The sequence below is a fragment of the Streptomyces sp. NPDC048462 genome, assembly GCF_043200175.1.
Taxonomy (GTDB): Bacteria; Actinomycetota; Actinomycetes; order Streptomycetales; family Streptomycetaceae; genus Streptomyces.
This window is the reverse complement of record NZ_JBICXG010000003.1, coordinates 308191-324949: the sequence shown is the minus strand read 5'-3', so window position 1 is coordinate 324949 and position 16759 is coordinate 308191. Positions and strand designations below refer to the sequence as shown.

At 71.5% G+C, this 16759-nt stretch carries 8 protein-coding genes and 3 pseudogenes; 6 read left to right on the top strand and 5 right to left on the bottom strand.

Annotated features, from left to right (window positions below):
- Positions 1–407: 407 nt before the first annotated feature.
- From ACGFU6_RS07465 to ACGFU6_RS07450, 4 genes and pseudogenes are all read right to left on the bottom strand, one after another.
- On the bottom strand, positions 408–908 hold the full coding sequence (locus ACGFU6_RS07465; RefSeq protein WP_393608734.1) for a DUF5133 domain-containing protein: 501 nt from the start codon (positions 906–908) through the stop codon (positions 408–410).
- Positions 909–1071: 163 nt separating this feature from the next.
- Positions 1072–1393: pseudogene (locus ACGFU6_RS07460) on the bottom strand (transposase); the annotation flags it as partial.
- 134 nt (positions 1394–1527) lie between these two features.
- Positions 1528–2547, bottom strand: coding sequence for a DUF389 domain-containing protein (locus tag ACGFU6_RS07455; protein WP_393608732.1), 1020 nt, complete (start codon positions 2545–2547; stop codon positions 1528–1530).
- 35 nt (positions 2548–2582) lie between these two features.
- A complete protein-coding gene (locus tag ACGFU6_RS07450) occupies positions 2583–3914 on the bottom strand; it encodes a hypothetical protein (RefSeq protein ID WP_393608731.1) in 1332 nt (443 codons plus the stop codon).
- 491 nt (positions 3915–4405) lie between these two features.
- Here ACGFU6_RS07450 and ACGFU6_RS07445 point away from each other — a divergent pair.
- From ACGFU6_RS07445 to ACGFU6_RS07420, 6 genes and pseudogenes are all read left to right on the top strand, one after another.
- Positions 4406–4909: pseudogene (locus tag ACGFU6_RS07445) on the top strand (SulP family inorganic anion transporter); the annotation flags it as partial.
- Positions 4910–5066: 157 nt separating this feature from the next.
- A pseudogene (locus ACGFU6_RS07440) lies at positions 5067–5273 on the top strand (SulP family inorganic anion transporter); the annotation flags it as partial.
- Between the two features lie 51 nt (positions 5274–5324).
- Positions 5325–5894 (top strand): STAS domain-containing protein, encoded by a 570-nt coding sequence (locus ACGFU6_RS07435; RefSeq protein ID WP_393609068.1) that lies wholly within the window; start codon positions 5325–5327, stop codon positions 5892–5894.
- A 110-nt stretch (positions 5895–6004) separates the two neighbouring features.
- Positions 6005–8566, top strand: coding sequence for a S8 family serine peptidase (locus ACGFU6_RS07430; protein WP_393608729.1), 2562 nt, complete (start codon positions 6005–6007; stop codon positions 8564–8566).
- Positions 8566–11508 carry an FG-GAP repeat domain-containing protein gene (locus tag ACGFU6_RS07425; protein ID WP_393608728.1) on the top strand — a complete coding sequence of 981 codons (2943 nt, stop codon included), beginning with the start codon at positions 8566–8568 and terminating at the stop codon, positions 11506–11508. The genes ACGFU6_RS07430 and ACGFU6_RS07425 overlap by 1 nt, the downstream gene beginning before the upstream one ends.
- Positions 11509–11622: 114 nt before the next feature.
- Positions 11623–15006, top strand: a complete 3384-nt coding sequence (locus tag ACGFU6_RS07420; protein ID WP_393608726.1) for an ATP-binding protein — start codon at positions 11623–11625, stop codon at positions 15004–15006.
- 63 nt (positions 15007–15069) lie between these two features.
- Here the strand turns inward: ACGFU6_RS07420 and ACGFU6_RS07415 are convergent, their stop codons facing one another.
- Positions 15070–16728 carry an acyl-CoA dehydrogenase family protein gene (locus tag ACGFU6_RS07415; protein ID WP_393608725.1) on the bottom strand — a complete coding sequence of 553 codons (1659 nt, stop codon included), beginning with the start codon at positions 16726–16728 and terminating at the stop codon, positions 15070–15072.
- Positions 16729–16759: the final 31 nt, after the last annotated feature.

The following is a 16759-nucleotide window of genomic DNA, read 5'->3' as shown; positions in this document are numbered from 1 at the left end:
GGATCCGGTGTAAATCGATTCACCCGTATGGCCAGTCGACCGCCAAAAATTCAGCTAAATTCACCCTTGGGCGTGCACGCTCGAAAGTACATAACAATACGGCGAAGAGGCCGGTTGTTTATCACCGGCGCACGCGGGCGCACGAAATTCTCGCATCAAACGCGAAATGAGCGGGCGCAGTGAGCCGGTGTGTCGGGTTCGGCGAGTGGCAAGGACCCCCGAGGCGCGGAGCCGCCGCGCCCGATGGCGGTCGCTGCTCTGGGCCTCCCGGCGCCGATCCCGAACACGCGACCCGATATGCGCAGCTCAAGGCGATATCAGAGACCTGCGTCGACTGGACTCCCGATCTGTAGTCATCGAGAAGACGCGGGCCCGTCGTGTGCAGTCCGGGCCGGCTGCCAGGTCCTTCAGGCCGATGGGCCGCCGGGGGACCTCGGAGGCAGGTCGGAGGCAGGGAGCAAGCTACGAGCGGCAGCCAGGGCTTGCGACTCGTCACGAATGCCGGTGAGTACGCAAAGGGTGTAGAGCGTACCCTCGCTCCCGGGCCTGACCGTGCAGTCCCAGTAGGATGCGTCGAGACTCTGCAGCTCGTCGTAGCGGTTGACCAGCTCGCGCAGGATTTCGGGATCGGCTTGCAGCACCATAGGCCTTCCTCGGGTCCGGGTCATCTCTGGCTTCCCTACGATGGTGCGGTCAACGACGCGGCGCCGCCACTGCGGGCCGCCGGTCGAGAGTCGACTGCCACGACCCACCAGGTTCGCTTGCTCATGCACCTGTGCTCGGTGCTCTTTGCGTCCGGTCCCTGAATATAAGAAGGAAGTCGGCCGGCTGCCCGGCACGACTCGTCCTTTCAGATGAACGGCGACATCGCCTGCCGCGACCACTTCGAGGAAGAGGCCGTCGCCCATGCCTGGGAATTCTCGCCGAGTCCGCAGAGCGAGAGCGACCACGGGGCAGAGTGGCGGGTCGTATCACCTACTTTCCCGGACTTCGTCCCGCGCTTGGGTCTGTAGTCCACCGAGACTGTCCAACCCACATCGTCATCTTCATCCGCCGCAGTAACACGCTGTCTCATTTGGTGAGTCGTCGGTGGCGGATGAGGGTCGCGGCTATGCCGACGAAGGCGAGGAAGTGCTCGGGCTTTCGTTCGTAGCGGCGGTGGAGGCGTCGGCAGCCGGCCAGCCAGGAGCACGGTTCGTTCGACCACCCAGCGGTGGCGGCCGAGCCGTTGCGAGGACTCGACGCCCCTCCGGGCGATGCGGTGGCGTATGCCGCGTCCACGGAGCCATCGCCGCAGGTGGTCGTAGTCGTATCCCTTGTCCGCATGCAGCTTCGCCGGTCGCCTGCGGCGCGGGCCACGGCGGGAACGGATGGGTGGAATGCCACGGATGAGTCAACCAAATCCGTCGTGCACAGACCAACGGACGCTCACGCCGTAAGAAGCGACCTCTTGGAGCTCAGGGCTGTCCCGTGTCACCGGGAGGCGGTGCGTTCGCCCGCACCGGCCCCGGGGCCACCGGGAGGCGGTCAGCTGCGTCCGCCCTCGCGCACCGTGCAGGTGTCCGTGTCCGCCGGGCACCAGTGCGTCCGTCCGCCGACCAGATGGAGTTCGAGGTCGGCGTCACGCATGCCGTGGTCGTCGAGGGCGGCGCGCAGCGCGGTCGGCGCGGGCTGCGGCGGGAGTCCGAGCACGCCGATCACGACGATGCCGTTGCGGGCCTCGACGGACGCGATCTGCCATTTCCCGGTGGCGGCCCACTTCTCCGCGACCGGGCGGGCGTCGGCGGCCAGCGAGCGGTCTCGGGCGACGGTGACCGTGCCGGCGGTGAGCGGGGCCGCGACGAGCACGACCACGCACACCACGGCGGCGAGCGTCCTCCCTCGGAACTCCCCCACGCGCATGTCCGCCCGCTCGGCCCCCGCCCGGACTCCGTAGAGCAGGAAGACCACGGTGCCGGTGGCGACGATGGCGGCGACGTTGGTGGCGAACAGCAGCGCCGACTGCCCGGCGTCGTGGTAGCGGTGCACGGTGAGCAGCAGCCCGGTGACGGCGAGCGGCGGCACCAGCGAGATGGCGATCGCGACGCCGGGCAGGGTGTCGGAGATGTCCGCGCGCACGAGGGCGAACGCGCCGACGGTGCCGGTGGCCAGCGCCGCGAGCAGGTCGATGAGGCGGGGGCTGATGCGTGAGGAGACCTGGCTGTTGGAGGCGTAGGCGTCGGGCGGGGAGACGATCCAGCCGAGCAGCATACCGATCGCGACCACGGCGAGGGCGCCGCCCAGCACCAGCAGCAGGCAGCGTGTCACCTGCCGGCGGCGTGCCAGGACGAGGGCCAGGGCGCAGCCGAGGATCGGCGTCATCAACGGGGCGACGATCATCGCGCCGATCACGGTGGCGGTCGAGTCCCCGACCACACCGGCGCCCGCGATGACGGCGGCGAGCACGAGCAGGCCCCAGAACCGGGTCGAGCCGGGGCTGCGGACTCCGCGCTCGATGAACAGGGTTCCGGTCATCCGCCGGACCGCGTTCGCGTCGACTCCCGCCATGGCTGGGGTCCTTTCTGTCGGGTGACCGCGTCCGGTCAGGCAGGGGGCGCCACCGGTTCCCGGTCCCCCGTGGCCGGCCGGGCCGCCAGGAACTCCACCACGGCCAGGAGGAACAGCAGGCACAACGCGATGGCGAGGACCACCCACCCGGTGGGGTGCGGCCACAGCAGGTACACGAGCAGCGAGGCGGCCACCAGCACCCAGGTGATCCAGGTGCGCCGGCGGCGTACGAAGGGGCCCACGGGTCCGGTGCGCAGTCCGGCGCCGTCGGCGGTGGAGCGGACGGCCGTGATGCCGTTGACCCACAGTCCGCGTACGAGTGCGGCGCGCCGGCCCGGCCCCGTGAGCCAGGCGGCCAGGGCGATGACGACGCCGACGGCGACGACCATCCGGACGGTGGTCTGCAGGAAGTGGGTCATGGCGTCGTAGACCGCCCCCGCCGCGCCCTGCGAGACGTCGGCGGGCAGGGCGTCCAGGTAGACCACCCGGAAGACCCGCAGGCCGATGCCGAGGAGCGCGGCGGCGGCAGCGGCGCCGAGGCATCCCGCGACCAGCGCCCTGCGACGCCGTACCGCGAGCAGTACCCCGGCGGCGATGAGGAGGACCGCGATCACCGGGAGCCAGTTGCCGAGGAACTGCAGGACCCGCACGTACGTCTTGACCTTGCCGATGTCCTCGGACCTGATGAGCGTGATGTCGGTGTGGATCTCCGGGATCCGTCCGGCCGCCGTCAGGCCCGCGTCGACCAGGCGTTGTTCGACCCGGTCGACCACGGGAGCGAGATCGAGAGTGACCGCGTCGTCCGTCAGCTCGACCGCTCCGCCGCCCTTGCCGGTCAGCGCCTTGTTCACGGCACTGTGGGCCCGGCGATTGGCCTCGGTCCAGACCGTCTCGAAGGTGTCCGAGGCCACGACCGCCCGCGCCTTGTCGTGCACGAAGCTGCGGAGTGCGCCTTCCAGCGAGTCGCCGAGCGGGCCCAGCGCCTTTTCCAGGCGGGGCCGGTCCGCAGGTGCCACGTCCGTAAGGAGGGCCGAGAGGTCGATCCGGGTCATGAGCGCGTCGGTCACCCGTCCGGCCACGGCGTCCTGGACGTCGGCGTCGGCGGCCAGGGGCGCGACCGTGTCCACGTATCGGCCGGTGTCCCCCACTTTGTCGGCGGCCCAGGCGGCGACGACGGACAGCGGGGCGAGCAGACACCCCACAGTGATGAGCACCGCGGCGAGGAAGGACCGGCCGCGGTGCCGGGGCGGCCGGGCGCGCTCGCGTTCGAGTGCGGCCACCCTCGTGCGCAGACCTTCGAGTTCCGCCTGCTCCCACCGCTCCGGCTCTCCGGAACCGTCGTCGCCACGTGCGCTTCCGTCCTCCACCCTGCCCCCAGTCCCAGTCCCAGTCCCCTGCCCGGTCGGGCTCGCCCTCTGTCTGTCTGTCTGTCTGTCTGTCTGTCTGTCTGTCTGTCTGTCTGTCTGTCTGTCAGGGAACGGTCTGCGGCCGGCGGGCGCGAGCGGGACTGGGCCATTCGGGGGATCGGTGGTGATAGGGAGTCACTAGATGATTGTTTGTCACACTTTTCAATTATCTTGACCCGTATGTACTTCCGGTCTCCGTAGAAGGCCGCAGACTCGACGCAGCACGGAGGCCGGCCATGGGCGACGCCATCGGACAGGTACTGGCCCCGGCGGCCGGAATCGCGATCAGCCCCGTCCCGCTGATCGCGATGGTGCCGACCCCAAGAATCCGGTGCCGGCTGCCGGCGGCGGGGTGTCGAATGGATGGCACTGCGCAACGCAGCCGTCATGACGACGCTGCTGGTTGTTCCGGGCGTCAAGTACGTGGGTGACTCGGTGAGCGGTCCGGCGTCATGAAGCCGGTGCGTGCCGTGTTCACGCGGGCGGTGTCCCGGCTGGGCAGGCCGCGCCCGGCGGATGTGGGTTCGGGCCTGGTCACGGGTCTCTTCTCCATCCCGGAAGGCATGGCGTACGCGGCGATCGCCGGGTTCAACCCGGTCGCCGGGCTGTACGCGGGAGTCGTACCGGCGATCGTCGGCTCGCTCACGGCCCGTACCGTCCTCATGGTCACCACCCTCACCAGCGCGATCGCCCTCACCTCCCAGAGCGTGCTGAAGGACGCCGGGCTCGACCCCAAAGACGCGGGCAGCATCGCCACGCTGACGCTGATGGCGGGCGTGGTGATGGTGCTGATGGGGGTGCTGCGGCTCGGCGTTCTGCTGAGCTTCGTGTCCAACGCCGTGATGACCGGCTTCTCCGTCGGCATCGCGCTGCAGATCGTGACCGGCGTCCTCAAGGACGCCACCGGTTACGACCCGCAGGGCCACAACCGGCTGTACCAGCTCGGCGACTGGCTCGCCCACGTCACCCACTGGCAGCTCGACACCACCCTCGTCGCCCTCGTCACCATCGCGGTGTGGGCGCTCGCCGGACTCCGTACCGAACCCCGACGGTTCCCGCTCCTCCGTCAACGGCGACTTCGCGGCCCAGGGGGCGGCCAACCTCGCGGGCGGGTTCTTCCAGGCGCTTCCGGCGGGCGGCTCGTTGTCCCGCACCGGGGTCGCCGTCTCCGCAGGCGCCCGTACCCGCTGGGCGGGGGTGCTGTCGGGGGTGCTGCTCGCGGTGGTCGTACTGGTCTGCGCGCCGCTCGCCGAACGCATCCCCATGCCGGTCATCGGCGGGCTGATCCTGGTGGTCGGCGGTGAGCTGATCCGGGGCAAGCGCCATGACGTACGTCTGGTGCTGCGCACCTCGCGGCTGTCGTTCGCGGCGATGGCGCTGACCTTCCTGGCCACCACGCAGATCCCGTTGCAGCAGGCGATCGTGCTCGGTGCGGTCCTTTCACTGTTGCTGTACTGCGTGCAGGCGGCTCGCCGGGCCCGTCTGCTGGCACTGGAGTGCGATCCGGAGGGCCGGTGGCATCTGACACCGGTTCCCGAGCGGCTGACGCCGGGCGAGGTCACCGTCCTGTACTACGAAGGGGGCAGCCTGTTCGCCGAGCTCCCGCGCATCGAGGCGTCGCTGCCGCGTGCGGACGGGGCGAAGGGCGCCGTGCTCGTCCTCGTGATGCGCGGGCTGCCGGACGTGCCGTCCTCCATGGTGGTCAAGCTCCTGCGGCGCCGGATCGGTGAACTCGACCGGAACGGGGCCCGGCTGGTCCTCGCCGGCGTGCAGCCGGAGCTCCGCCGCGTCCTGGAGGCGACCGGCATCGCCGATGATCTCGGTCCCGACGGGGTGATCCCCGCCGAGGGCGCGTTGTTCGCACCGGTGGAGCAGGCGCTCGCGCAGAGCCGTGCCTGGGCCCGCCGCCACTCGGGCGACGGTTCGCCGGACGGCCCCTGACCCACCCCGCGTACGCGCCCCTGCCGTCGTTTCGGGCCCTTGTAATGCCCAAGTAACGGCGCCCTTCTAGCGTCCGGACTCCCCCGTACCGTTCCTGGAGGAGCATCCCGATGCACCTGTCCCGATCGCCCCGGCGCAGAACCGCCGCATGGGCGGCCGCAGCGCTCACCGTCACGGGCCTGCTGATCGGTCCACCGTCCGCGGCCGCCGCCACCGGGCCCGCCGCACAGGTCGACACCGCCCTGCTCAACGCCGTGGACGGGGGCGGCGAGGCGTCGTTCTTCGTCGTCCTCAAGGACAAGGCCGACCTGTCGCCCGCCAAGAGCAAGCGCGCCCACGCGGCGAAGGCGAAGTCGGCGTTCACCGAGCTGAAGGCGAAGGCGCGGACCAGCCAGCGCTCGCTCAACTCCTTCCTCGACAAGGAGAAGGTCGGCCACCAGGACTTCTGGATCGCCAACACCGTCAAGGTCACCGGCGACGAGGACCTCGTCAAGGAGCTCTCGAAGCGCTCCGACGTCGCGCAGATCGTCAAGGAGCAGCACTACAAGCTCGACGACATCGAGAACCGGCCGTCCAGGGCCGAGACGAACGCGGCCGTCAAGGCGGCCTCGAAGGCGGCGGCCACCGATGAGGGCGGCGCGCCCGAGTGGGGCGTCAAGGACATCAAGGCCGACCAGGTCTGGGACGAGTACCAGGACCGCGGCGAGGGGATCGTCATCGCCGACCTCGACTCCGGTGTTCAGTACGACCACCCGGATCTGGTCGGCAACTACCGGGGCAACAACGGCGACGGCTCCTTCACGCACGACTACAACTGGTTCGACGCCAGCGGTCAGTGCCCCACGAGCGCCCCGTGCGACAACAACGGCCACGGCACGCACACCATGGGCACGATGGTCGGCAAGGACGGCGTCGGCGTCGCCCCCGGCGCGACCTGGATCGCCACGAAGGGCTGCGAGACCGACTCCTGCTCGGACGCCTCGCTGCTCGCGGCCGGTCAGTGGATCCTCGCGCCGACCGACCACGACGGTGAGAACCCGCGCCCGGACCTCGCCCCGAACATCGTCAACAACTCCTGGGGCGGCGGAAACACCACGTTCTACCAGGACACGGTTCAGGCGTGGAACGCCGCGGGCATCTTCGAGGCGTTCGCGGCCGGCAACGCCGGTGACGGCGCTTCCTGCTCGACCTCGGAGGCGCCCGGTGCGCAGGCTCCGGCCTACGGCGTCGGCGCGTACGACTCGACCGGGAAGATCGCGAAGTTCTCCGGCTTCGGCCCCTCGCTCGTCGACGGCTCCATGAAGCCGAACATCTCGGCCCCGGGCGTCGACGTCCGCTCCACCTGGCCGGGCAGCACGTACAACACCATCTCCGGTACGTCGATGGCGACTCCGCACGTCTCCGGCGCGGTGGCGCTGCTGTGGTCGGCGGCCCCGTCGCTCATCGGTGACATCGACGCCACCCGCGCCCTGCTCAACGAGGGTGCGACCGACGTCGACGACACGCACTGCGGTGGCACCGCCGGCGCCAACAACGTCTGGGGCGAGGGCAAGCTCGACATCTACTCCTCCGTCGAGAAGGCACCGCACAGCGCCGGCACCGTGACCGGCAAGGTCACCGACAAGGCCGCAGGCACCGCTCTGTCCGGCCTCTCCGTCCAGGCCACCGACGCCGCGGGCACCACGCGCACCACGCACACCACCACGAGCGGTGACTACCGCCTGACCCTGTCGGCCGGCACGTACTCCTTCACCGTGAGCGGCTACGGCTTCGCGACCTCCACCGTCTCCGGTGTCGAGGTCACCGAGAGCGATGACCTCGCCCAGGACTTCGGGCTCGACGCCGTCGCCTCGCACCAGGTCTCCGGCACGGTCAAGGACGTCCAGGGCCGCCCGCTGGGCAGGGCAACCGTCGAGGTCTCCGGTACGCCGGTGAAGCCGGTCACCACCGGCACCGACGGCACGTTCACCCTGCCGGCGGTCGCCGTGGGCCGCTACACACTGACCGTGACGCCCGCCGCCCCGGTGCTCTGCAACGGTGTGTACGCCGAGTCCTTCGAGGTGGCCGGTGACATGACGGAGAAGATCAAGCTCCCCGTCCGCACCGACGCCTACGGCCACACCTGCACCCCGGCCACGTACTCCTGGGTCAAGGGCACCAAGAACGTGACGCTCAGCGGTGACGAGGACGCCACGACGATCTCGCTGCCGTTCCCGGTGGAGCTGTACGGCGTTGCCTACACCAGCGCCTCGGTCACCACGAACGGTCTGGTCAACTTCATGGAGCCGCGCCTCGGTGACTACGGCAACGTCGCGCTGCCGTCCGTCGCCAAGCCCAACGGGACCGTCGCCGCCCTCTGGGACGACCTGGTCCTGGACAAGAAGTCCAGCGTTCAGACCGCCACCAAGGGCGATGTGGGCCACCGTACGTTCGCCGTCGTGTGGAACAAGGCCGCCTACGCGGACGGTTCGGGCGACCGCGCCACCTTCGAGGCCGTCTTCGACGAGGCCACCGGCGCCATCACGCTCCAGTACAAGACGGTCGACGACCGGGGCGTCGGTGCGACGGTCGGCATCGAGAACCAGACCGGCGTCGACGCACTCCAGTACTCGTACAACCAGCCGGTGCTGACCGCCGGTTCCGCCGTTCGTATCGCGCCGGAAGGCAAGTAATGAGAACCCACGCCCCGCGGCGGGCCCTGCGGCTCGCCTCCACCCTCGTCGCGGCCGGTCTCGCGCTGACCGCGGCCCCGCACGCGCTGGCCTCCGACAGCTCCCCCACGGCGATGCGACTCACCGCCGACCAGGCGAAGCAGCTGGCCGCGCACGCCAACGTCGACGTGTACGGCGACGGCACGGCGGTCAAGAACGGCACGTCTGACGACGCCGCCGCCTCCAACCACGGCAGCTCCCTCCAGGGCTCGCCCGCGAAGGGCGCGCCGGAGGCGGCGTCCGGCACCGATGCCACGGACACCCCTGTCACCTTCACCAAGAAGTCCGCGCTGGACGGCGTGCACGGACTGGGCGCCACCGTGCCGGCCGGCTCCAAGGGCTACTTCACCGTGCACAGCCTCGCCTCCATCCAGCTCCACAAGGCCGACGGCTCCACCGCCTGGTCGCGCGACAGCGACTCGCTGTACGCGGACTGGAAGATCAAGAACCTCCGGCCCTGGCAGACCGAGTTCTACCCGGCCCGGGTCCTGATGGGCTACAACGCGGTCAGCCCGTTCTCGCCCTACTCCGACCAGGGCTTCGACTCCGGCGATCTGACCGGTGACGGCGTCCCGGACCTGGTCTTCTCCGCGAGCGTGGGGGTGAACCCGCCGACCGGCGTCATCATCCCGGGCTCCACGATGACGCAGGGCACCGTGGTGACCGTCCTCGACGGCAAGTCCGGGACCACGCTCTGGTCGAAGGTGTACGCCTACGCCGGCCAGGTCAAGATCGTCGACGGAACGCTGCTGGTCGCCGACTGGCCCCGGCTGAACAACACATCGGCGGACGACGCGACGGCCACCCTGTCCGGGACCCGGTTCTCGTACGCCGACGGCGCGCTGACCCCCTCCTCTACCTGGAGCTACGACACCGGGGAGACCGAGCCGGTCACCTGGGGCGCGCTCGAGGGCGCGGGCACCGGGAAGATCGCCGCATCCTGGAACCTCCGCAAGACCGACAAGACCGCAGCGCGTGGTCGCACCCTGGTCCTGGACACCGCCGACGGCTCCCTGGTCTGGCAGACGGACAGCGAGCTGTACGGGCGTCAGCTGCACTTGGACGCCGCGCGCGGCCGGATGGTGGCCCTTGAACAGGCGGACACCTCGGACGCGGTCGAGTACCAGATCGCCTCGTACGACCTGGACAGCGGCAAGCGCATCACGCTGGACACCCGGATCAACGCCTTCCCGACCGCCATGACGATCGGTGACGTGGCCCCGGGCGGCGGGAGCGAGTACGCGGTCAGCGAGTCGACCCTCGACTCCGACCTGTTCCTGAACGCCTCCACCGTCCGCCTCCTGAGCGGCTCGGACGGCGCCACGGTCCGGTGGACGCACACCACCAAGCGCGCGCCCGGCAACACCAGGGACGCCCCGGCGACCTGGCACCTTGATGTCGTCGGCGGCAAGCTGATCGCCGCGGCGCAGGACGACACGGACAGCGCTCTGGCGCAGAACGTCGGCAGCCTGCGATACGGCTCGCTGACGGCGTTCAACGCCAAGGGAAAGGTCGCCTGGCGGCAGGCCGGCCTGAACGCCTCGCCCATGTTCCAGCAGGCGTACCGCTCCGGCGGCGACGACTATGTGCGCACCATCGACCCGCAGCAGAACATCCACGAGTACAAGGTGGGCAACGGCAAGCAGCAGAGCCTGACGCCGCTCCAGGCAGACCTCAACTACGCGCGGGCCGCCGACCTGGACGGCGACAAGAAGCCGGACGTCGTCGCGGGCGGCAGCTCGAACGGGGTGTGGGCGTGGTCGGGCCCGTCGCTGGTCGAGGGCGCGCCCAAGCAGTTGTGGAAGACCACCGTGCCCGGCGCCGTGCTCAGCGTCCAGACCGGTGACGTGACCGGTGACAAGAAGCCCGAAGTGATCGTCGCCGCGGAGACATCGGTGGTCGTGCTCGACGGCACCACCGGCAAGATCCTCACGACCATCGACGGCGGCGGCCAGTACGTACGTTCCGTCACGGTCGCAGACGTCGACGGCAAGGGCAAGGCCGAAATCCTGGTGCCGACCGACGCGCTGCGCGCCTACAAGGGCAACGGAAAGGCGCTGTGGACGTACTCGGCCCCCGCCGACGCGGGCGACGTGTTCTTCTCCGACACCGTGACCGGTGACGGCCAGGTGTACACGCAGTACACCTCCAAGAACGCCCTGGCCCTTCCCGACGCAGCCGAGAACGGTGTCGCGCTCGACGGCGCGAAGGGCACCGTGCGCTGGACCGCCGATCCCAAGGCCCCGGCCACGGCGGTCGACGGCAAGCTGCACGGCGCGCTCCTGGACCACGCCGTCTTCGCATCGCCGAAGATCCCCTACGCGGACGGGCACGCGGTCGTCTACACCTGGATGGCGCTGACCGATCCCACCACCTCCGGTGACATCTCCACCGCCACCGCGCACGTCGTGATGGAGATCCGTGACGGGCGCACCGGCGAACTGCTGCACAGCACCGTGAACGGCGGCCCGTGGTCGCACGGCAACTTCTTCATCGACGGCAAGGGCGACCCGCTGTACGCCCTCAGCTTCGCCACCATCCGCGGCTACGGCGCCGGCGGCCAGGACACCAGCGCCTCGATCCTGGCGCCGCTGCGAACCGCCCAGTTCATCACCGGGCCCGGCGGCCGCAAGCTGGTGGCCGGCGGCATGGAGGGCGGCGTGGGCGTGTGGGACCCCTCGGTCCTCACCTCGGACGCGTCCTTCCAGTCCGGTGTGGGCAGCGCGTCCCTGATGGGCGGCCGCAACTACCTCGCCGCCGACCTCGACGGCGACGGCGTCGACGACATGGTCTCGCTGAACTTCGACGACCACGGCAACAACCGGACGGCGGAGGAACTGGGCGGCGGTGTGCTGTCCCTGAACGACGCCGCCCGCCAGCTGGCGGTGTACACCCTGTCCTGACGGCTCCAACGGGTCCGTGCGGCGCCATGCCGTGACGACCCGTAAGCGCTGACCACTGAGGACCCCCGGCGGCGGCCGGGGGTCCTCAGCATGCTCGGTTACAGTTGCGCCCTCATGAACGCACGACGTACCACCGGCACCGATCCCGTGGCGCCACGCCTGAACCTGCACCTTTTCGGTGGTTTTCGGGTTACCCGGGAATCCGGCGCGGCACCCGCCGAGCGCTGGCCGAGAATGACCGCACAGGCCCTGGTGAAACTGCTCGCCGTGGTACCCGAGCACCGGCTGCACCGCGAACAGGTCATCGACATCTGCTGGCCCGGCGCCGATCCGCACGCGGCGCAGGGCAGCCTGCGGGTCGCGCTGCACTCCGCCCGCCGGATCCTGGAGCCCGAACTCGCCTCGCGCGCCACGTCCTCGTACCTGGTCTCGGAGGGGGCGCTGCTGTTCCTGGACCCGGCGACGGTATGGATCGACGCGGACCAGGCCGAACGCGACGCACGGGACGCACTGGCGAGCGGCGGCGTGGCGGAGCTCGCACGGGCCCTGGAGTGGTTCTCCGGCGAACTGCTGCCGGAGGACCGGTACGCCGACTGGGCCGAGGGCCGTCGGGCCCAGCTCGCGGCGCTGAAGGAGCGGGTGCTCATCGGGCTCGCAGCGGCGCATCTGGAGACGGGCGCGGTCCAGGAGGCGGCGGACACCGCCGGGCGGGTCCTCGAATCGAGCCCCGCCGAGGAACTGGCGCACCGCATCCTCATCGACGCGTACACCCGGCAGGGGCTGCGGCGGCGCGCGGTGCGGCAGTACCACGTGTGCCGGGCCGCACTGGACGCGGAGCTGGGGGTGCGGCCGGGTGCGGAGACCGAGCGCCTGCACCGGGTCGCGCTGGCGGCGGAGCTCCCGCTCGTGCCGTCCGCACCCTCGCTGCCGGCCGCCTTGCGGGTCCCGGTGGCCACTCCGTTGCGCGGGCGCGGGGCCGTCCTCGAACGGCTGCTCACGGCGGACGGGCCCGCTGTCGTCAGGCTGCTGACCGGGGAGGCCGGGGTCGGCAAGACCCGGCTGGTGGGCGAGGTGGCGCGGCGGGCCGCCGCGTCCGGCACCGCGGTGCTGTGGGGCGGCGGGCACGACGCGGAGGGGCACACGCCGTACGGGGCGTTCGCGGAGGCGCTCGACGGATGGCTGGCCGAGCGCGACCCGGACCAGCGGGCCGGGGTCGGCGCGGAGTACCCGGAACTGGCCGCGTTCCTGCCGGCGCTCGGCCGGGTGCGGGCGGACGAGGAACGGAGCCCGGAGGAGGAACGGGACCGGCTGTTCCGCGCCACCGCCGGGCTGCTCGGCGAACTGTCGTCGGTGCAGCCGGTGCTGATCGTGCTCGACGACCTGCACGCCGCCGACGAGGGCTCGTTCCAGTTGCTGAGCCATCTGGCCAGGAGGGCGGCGCAGACGGGCGGCCCCCGGTTCCTGGTGACGTGCCGCGAGGAGGAGATACCCGACGGCGACCCGCGCCGTGCCGGGCTGACCTCGCTGCTGCGTCAGGGTCTTGCCACGCGCGAGGAGGTGGGGCGTCTGAGCCAGGAGGCCTGCCTCGCGGTGGTGCGCGACACGGTACTGCTGCCCGCCGCACGGCACCTGCCACCGGAGCCCTTCGGCCCGGCCGGTGCCGGCGCGGAGGACCAACGGCTGAACCGGGTGTGGGAACTCTCCCTCGGCAACCCGCTGTTCGCCGTCGAGCTGGCCCACGGGCTGGCCGAGGACGTGCCCGGTGTGCCGGCGCCGGACGGTATCCGGCAGCTGGTGGCGGAACGGCTCGGCCGGCTCGACCACGACACGCGCCGCATCGTCGAGGCGCTCTCCGTCGCCGGTCCCGAGACGGCCCTGTCCGAACTGCTCGATGTCGCCGCGCACGGACTGCACCCGCCGGTCTCCGGCGGCGCCGCCACCGACGCGCTGGAGCACGCCATCGGCGCGTCCCTCGTCGAGGAGCGCGAGATCGTACTGGCGGGGCAGCACGAGGCCGGGCTGATCTTCCGTCACCCGCTGGTCCGTCTCACCTGCTACGAGGAGCTCTCCGAGGTCCGCCGCAGGCAGTTGCACGGCGCGTTCGCCCAGGCGGTGCTGCGCCGCCGCCCGGATGCCGTCGACACCCTCGCCTCCCATTTCGCGCACGCCGACGATCCGCGCGCCGCCGAGTACCTGCGCAGGGCGGCCGCACGGGCCGCGGCCCTCTTCGCCAACGACACCGCCGACCGCTACTACCGGGACCTGGTCGCGCGGCTCGACGTGGACGCGGCCCGTGCCCGTCTCGCGCACAGCCAGGTGCTGAGCCGGATGGGCAACTTCGGCGAGGCGGCCGAGGTGCTGCGGCTGGCGCTGGACGAGTTCGCCCGCCGGGGCGACCGCGAGGACGTCGTGCTCACCGCCGCCTGGCTGGCCGACGCGCTGGCGCGGGCCGGTGGCCCGGAGGCCGGCAGGCAGGTACTGGGCGAGCATCCGGTGACCGGGGACACCGCCCCTGAACCGGCCGCCGCGCACTTCCTCGCCCTGTCCATGATCTGCAAGATCCAGGGACGGTACGAGGAGGGGTTCCGCGCCGCCCAGCAGGCTCTCGCGGTCGCGTCACGGGTGTCGGGAAGACAGGGGCAGGGCCTCATGGCCCGTTCCTACGCCCTGCAGGCCAGCAACCTCGGCCTCAACGGAAGGCTGGACGAAGCGCGTACGGCCGCCGGGAGGGCGCTCGCTCCGGCCGAGGAGTACGGGGATCCGACCCTGCTCGGTTCGGTCCTGTCGACGTTGCGGGAGAACCGGCGGCGGGGCGGACAGCTGCGTGAGGCCGTCGCGATGGGCGAGCGCGCGCTCGACCTCGCGGAACGGTCCGGCGATCCGATCGCGGCCGCGTTCGAGCGGGCGAACCTCGCCGAACTGTTCCTGCTGCTCGAAGAGTTCACCGCCGCGCGGAAGCTCGCCGAGGCGGCGGTGGCCAGCGCCGAACCGGACGACGCCTGGTGTCTGCCGTACACCCTGGCGACGCTGGCCCTGGTCCGGATACGCACCGGCGAGCCCTCGGACGCGGCGGCGCTGCTGGACCGGGCCGAGCGCTCCGCCGTGGGGATGGTGGACCGGCAGGCGGGCCACGAGGTCCGCACGGCCCGCGCCGAACTCGCCCTGCGCGCCGGCCTTCCGGGCGACGCGCTCCACGCGGTGGACGGCTTCGCGCAGGAGGCTCCCGTGCTGGTCGCCTGGGGGCGGCTCCGTGCGGGGCACCCCGGACCGGCGCGCCGGATCGCGCACGCGGAGGTCGAACGCGCGGCACGGACCGGTGAGCGGATCGCCGAGGCGGACGCCCGGATCGCCCTCGCGGTGGCCCTGTTCCGGCTCGCGGAGCACGAGGCCGCGCGGGAGGCCCTGGACCGGGCCGAGGAACTGGTGCGGGCGCTGCCCTACCCGGCCGGGATCCGTCACGCGGCCGACGCGCGCCGGCTGATGGACGAGGCCGCCTGAAGCCGGGAGCCCGCGGCGCTCACTCCTGGCGTTAGTTGCAGGGCCAGTGCCTGTCGTCCGGCCTCAGGCGGGGAGCCGCTCCAGCAGTGCGGCGAAGTCCGTGCCCGGTGCCAGGGTGCCGAATGCCAGGCCCCGGTCCCCGTCCAGCCTGGACGCGCAGAAGGCGTCCGCCACCGGGGCCGGTGCGTGCCGGACGAGGAGGGAGCCCTGGAGCACGAGCGCGGCGCGTTCGATGAGGCGGCGGGCGCGCAGCGGGGCGTCCTCGGTGAGGACGAGCGCGCCGCGCAGTTCCCGCCAGGCGGCGTCCAGTCGCCGGTCGGCGCCGGCAGCGGCGTCGATCTCGGTGTGGAAGGCCTCGAAGGAGTCGGGCTCCCGCGCCAGCGCCCGCAGCAGGTCGAGGGCGTTGACGTTGCCGGAGCCCTCCCAGATGCCGTTGAGCGGGGCCTCCCGGTACAGGCGCGGCATCCCGGACTCCTCGACGTATCCGTTGCCGCCGAGGCATTCCAGCGCCTCGGCCACCGCGACGGGCTGGCGCTTGCACACCCAGTACTTGGCCACGGCCGTGGCGAGCCGCAGGAACGCGCGCTCCCCGCTGTCGCCCCGCTGCGCCCGGTCTGCGGCGCCGGCCAGGCGCAGCGCCAGTGTGGTGGCGGCCTCGGACTCCACGCTCAGGTCACCGAGCACGTTGCGCATCAGGGGCTGGTCGATCAGCTTCGCGCCGAACACCGAGCGGTGGCGGGCGTGGTGGGCGGCCTGGGCGAGGGCGGCGCGGGTGCCGGCGGCGGAGCCCAGGACGCAGTCCAGGCGCGTCATGGTGACCATGTCCATGATGGTGCGAACGCCCTTGCCCTCGGCACCGACGAGCCAGGCCACCGTGTCGTCGAACTCGGGCTCGCTGCTGGCGTTGGCGCGGTTGCCGAGCTTGTCCTTGAGCCGCTGGATACGGAAGGTGTTGCGGCTGCCGTCCGGCAGTACGCGGGGCACCAGGAAGCAGGAGAGCCCGCCGGGCGACTGGGCGAGCACGAGGAAGAGGTCGTTCATCGGCGCGCTGGTGAACCACTTGTGCCCGCGCAGCCGCCAGGTCCCGTCGGGCGCTTCGGTGGCCGCGGTGGTGTTGGCCCGTACGTCGGTGCCGCCCTGCTTCTCCGTCATGCCCATCCCGGCGAGCAGGCCGGGCTTCTCGGCCGGGGTCCGCAGGCCGGACTCGTAGACCCGGCTCGTGAGGAGCGGCTCGTACGTCTTGGCCAGGTCGGGTGCGTGGCGCAGCGCCGGGACGACCGCGTACGTCATGGAGACCGGGCACAGGTGCCCCGGCTCCAGGGTCGTCATCAGCATGAAGCCGGCGGCACGGGCCACATGGGCGCCCGGACGCTCGTCGGCCCAGGCCGCGCCGGCCAGGCCCGCGCCCACGGAGGTGTCCATCAGGTGGTGGTAGGCGGGGTGGAACTCGACCTCGTCGACGCGGTGTCCGTAGCGGTCGTGGGTACGCAGTACGGGTTCGTGGTCGTTGGCCTGATCGGCCCAGCCCTGCGCCTCCTCGCCGCCGACGAGACGGCCGATGCGGTGCAGTTCCTCGATGTGCCACTGGGCGCCCTCACGGCGCACGCCCTCCAGCAGAACGGCGTCGTCCGCGACGTCGTGGCCGGTCAACGGCGGTGTCTGGTTGGTCACTTCGTGGGTCAGGGCGGTGGGGTGGCTGCGGGGGGCGTCGGTCGTGGACACGGGTTTCCTCCGAGTGGGATGGGCGGGAGAC

Coding starts and splice junctions, on each gene's coding strand:
- ACGFU6_RS07420 (WP_393608726.1), top strand. CDS start 11,623: ATGAACGCACGACGTACCACCGGCACCGATCCCGTGGCGCCACGCCTG.
- ACGFU6_RS07435 (WP_393609068.1), top strand. CDS start 5,325: ATGGCGCTGACCTTCCTGGCCACCACGCAGATCCCGTTGCAGCAGGCG.
- ACGFU6_RS07455 (WP_393608732.1), bottom strand. CDS start 2,547: ATGGCGGGAGTCGACGCGAACGCGGTCCGGCGGATGACCGGAACCCTG.
- ACGFU6_RS07425 (WP_393608728.1), top strand. CDS start 8,566: ATGAGAACCCACGCCCCGCGGCGGGCCCTGCGGCTCGCCTCCACCCTC.
- ACGFU6_RS07430 (WP_393608729.1), top strand. CDS start 6,005: ATGCACCTGTCCCGATCGCCCCGGCGCAGAACCGCCGCATGGGCGGCC.
- ACGFU6_RS07465 (WP_393608734.1), bottom strand. CDS start 908: ATGGGCGACGGCCTCTTCCTCGAAGTGGTCGCGGCAGGCGATGTCGCC.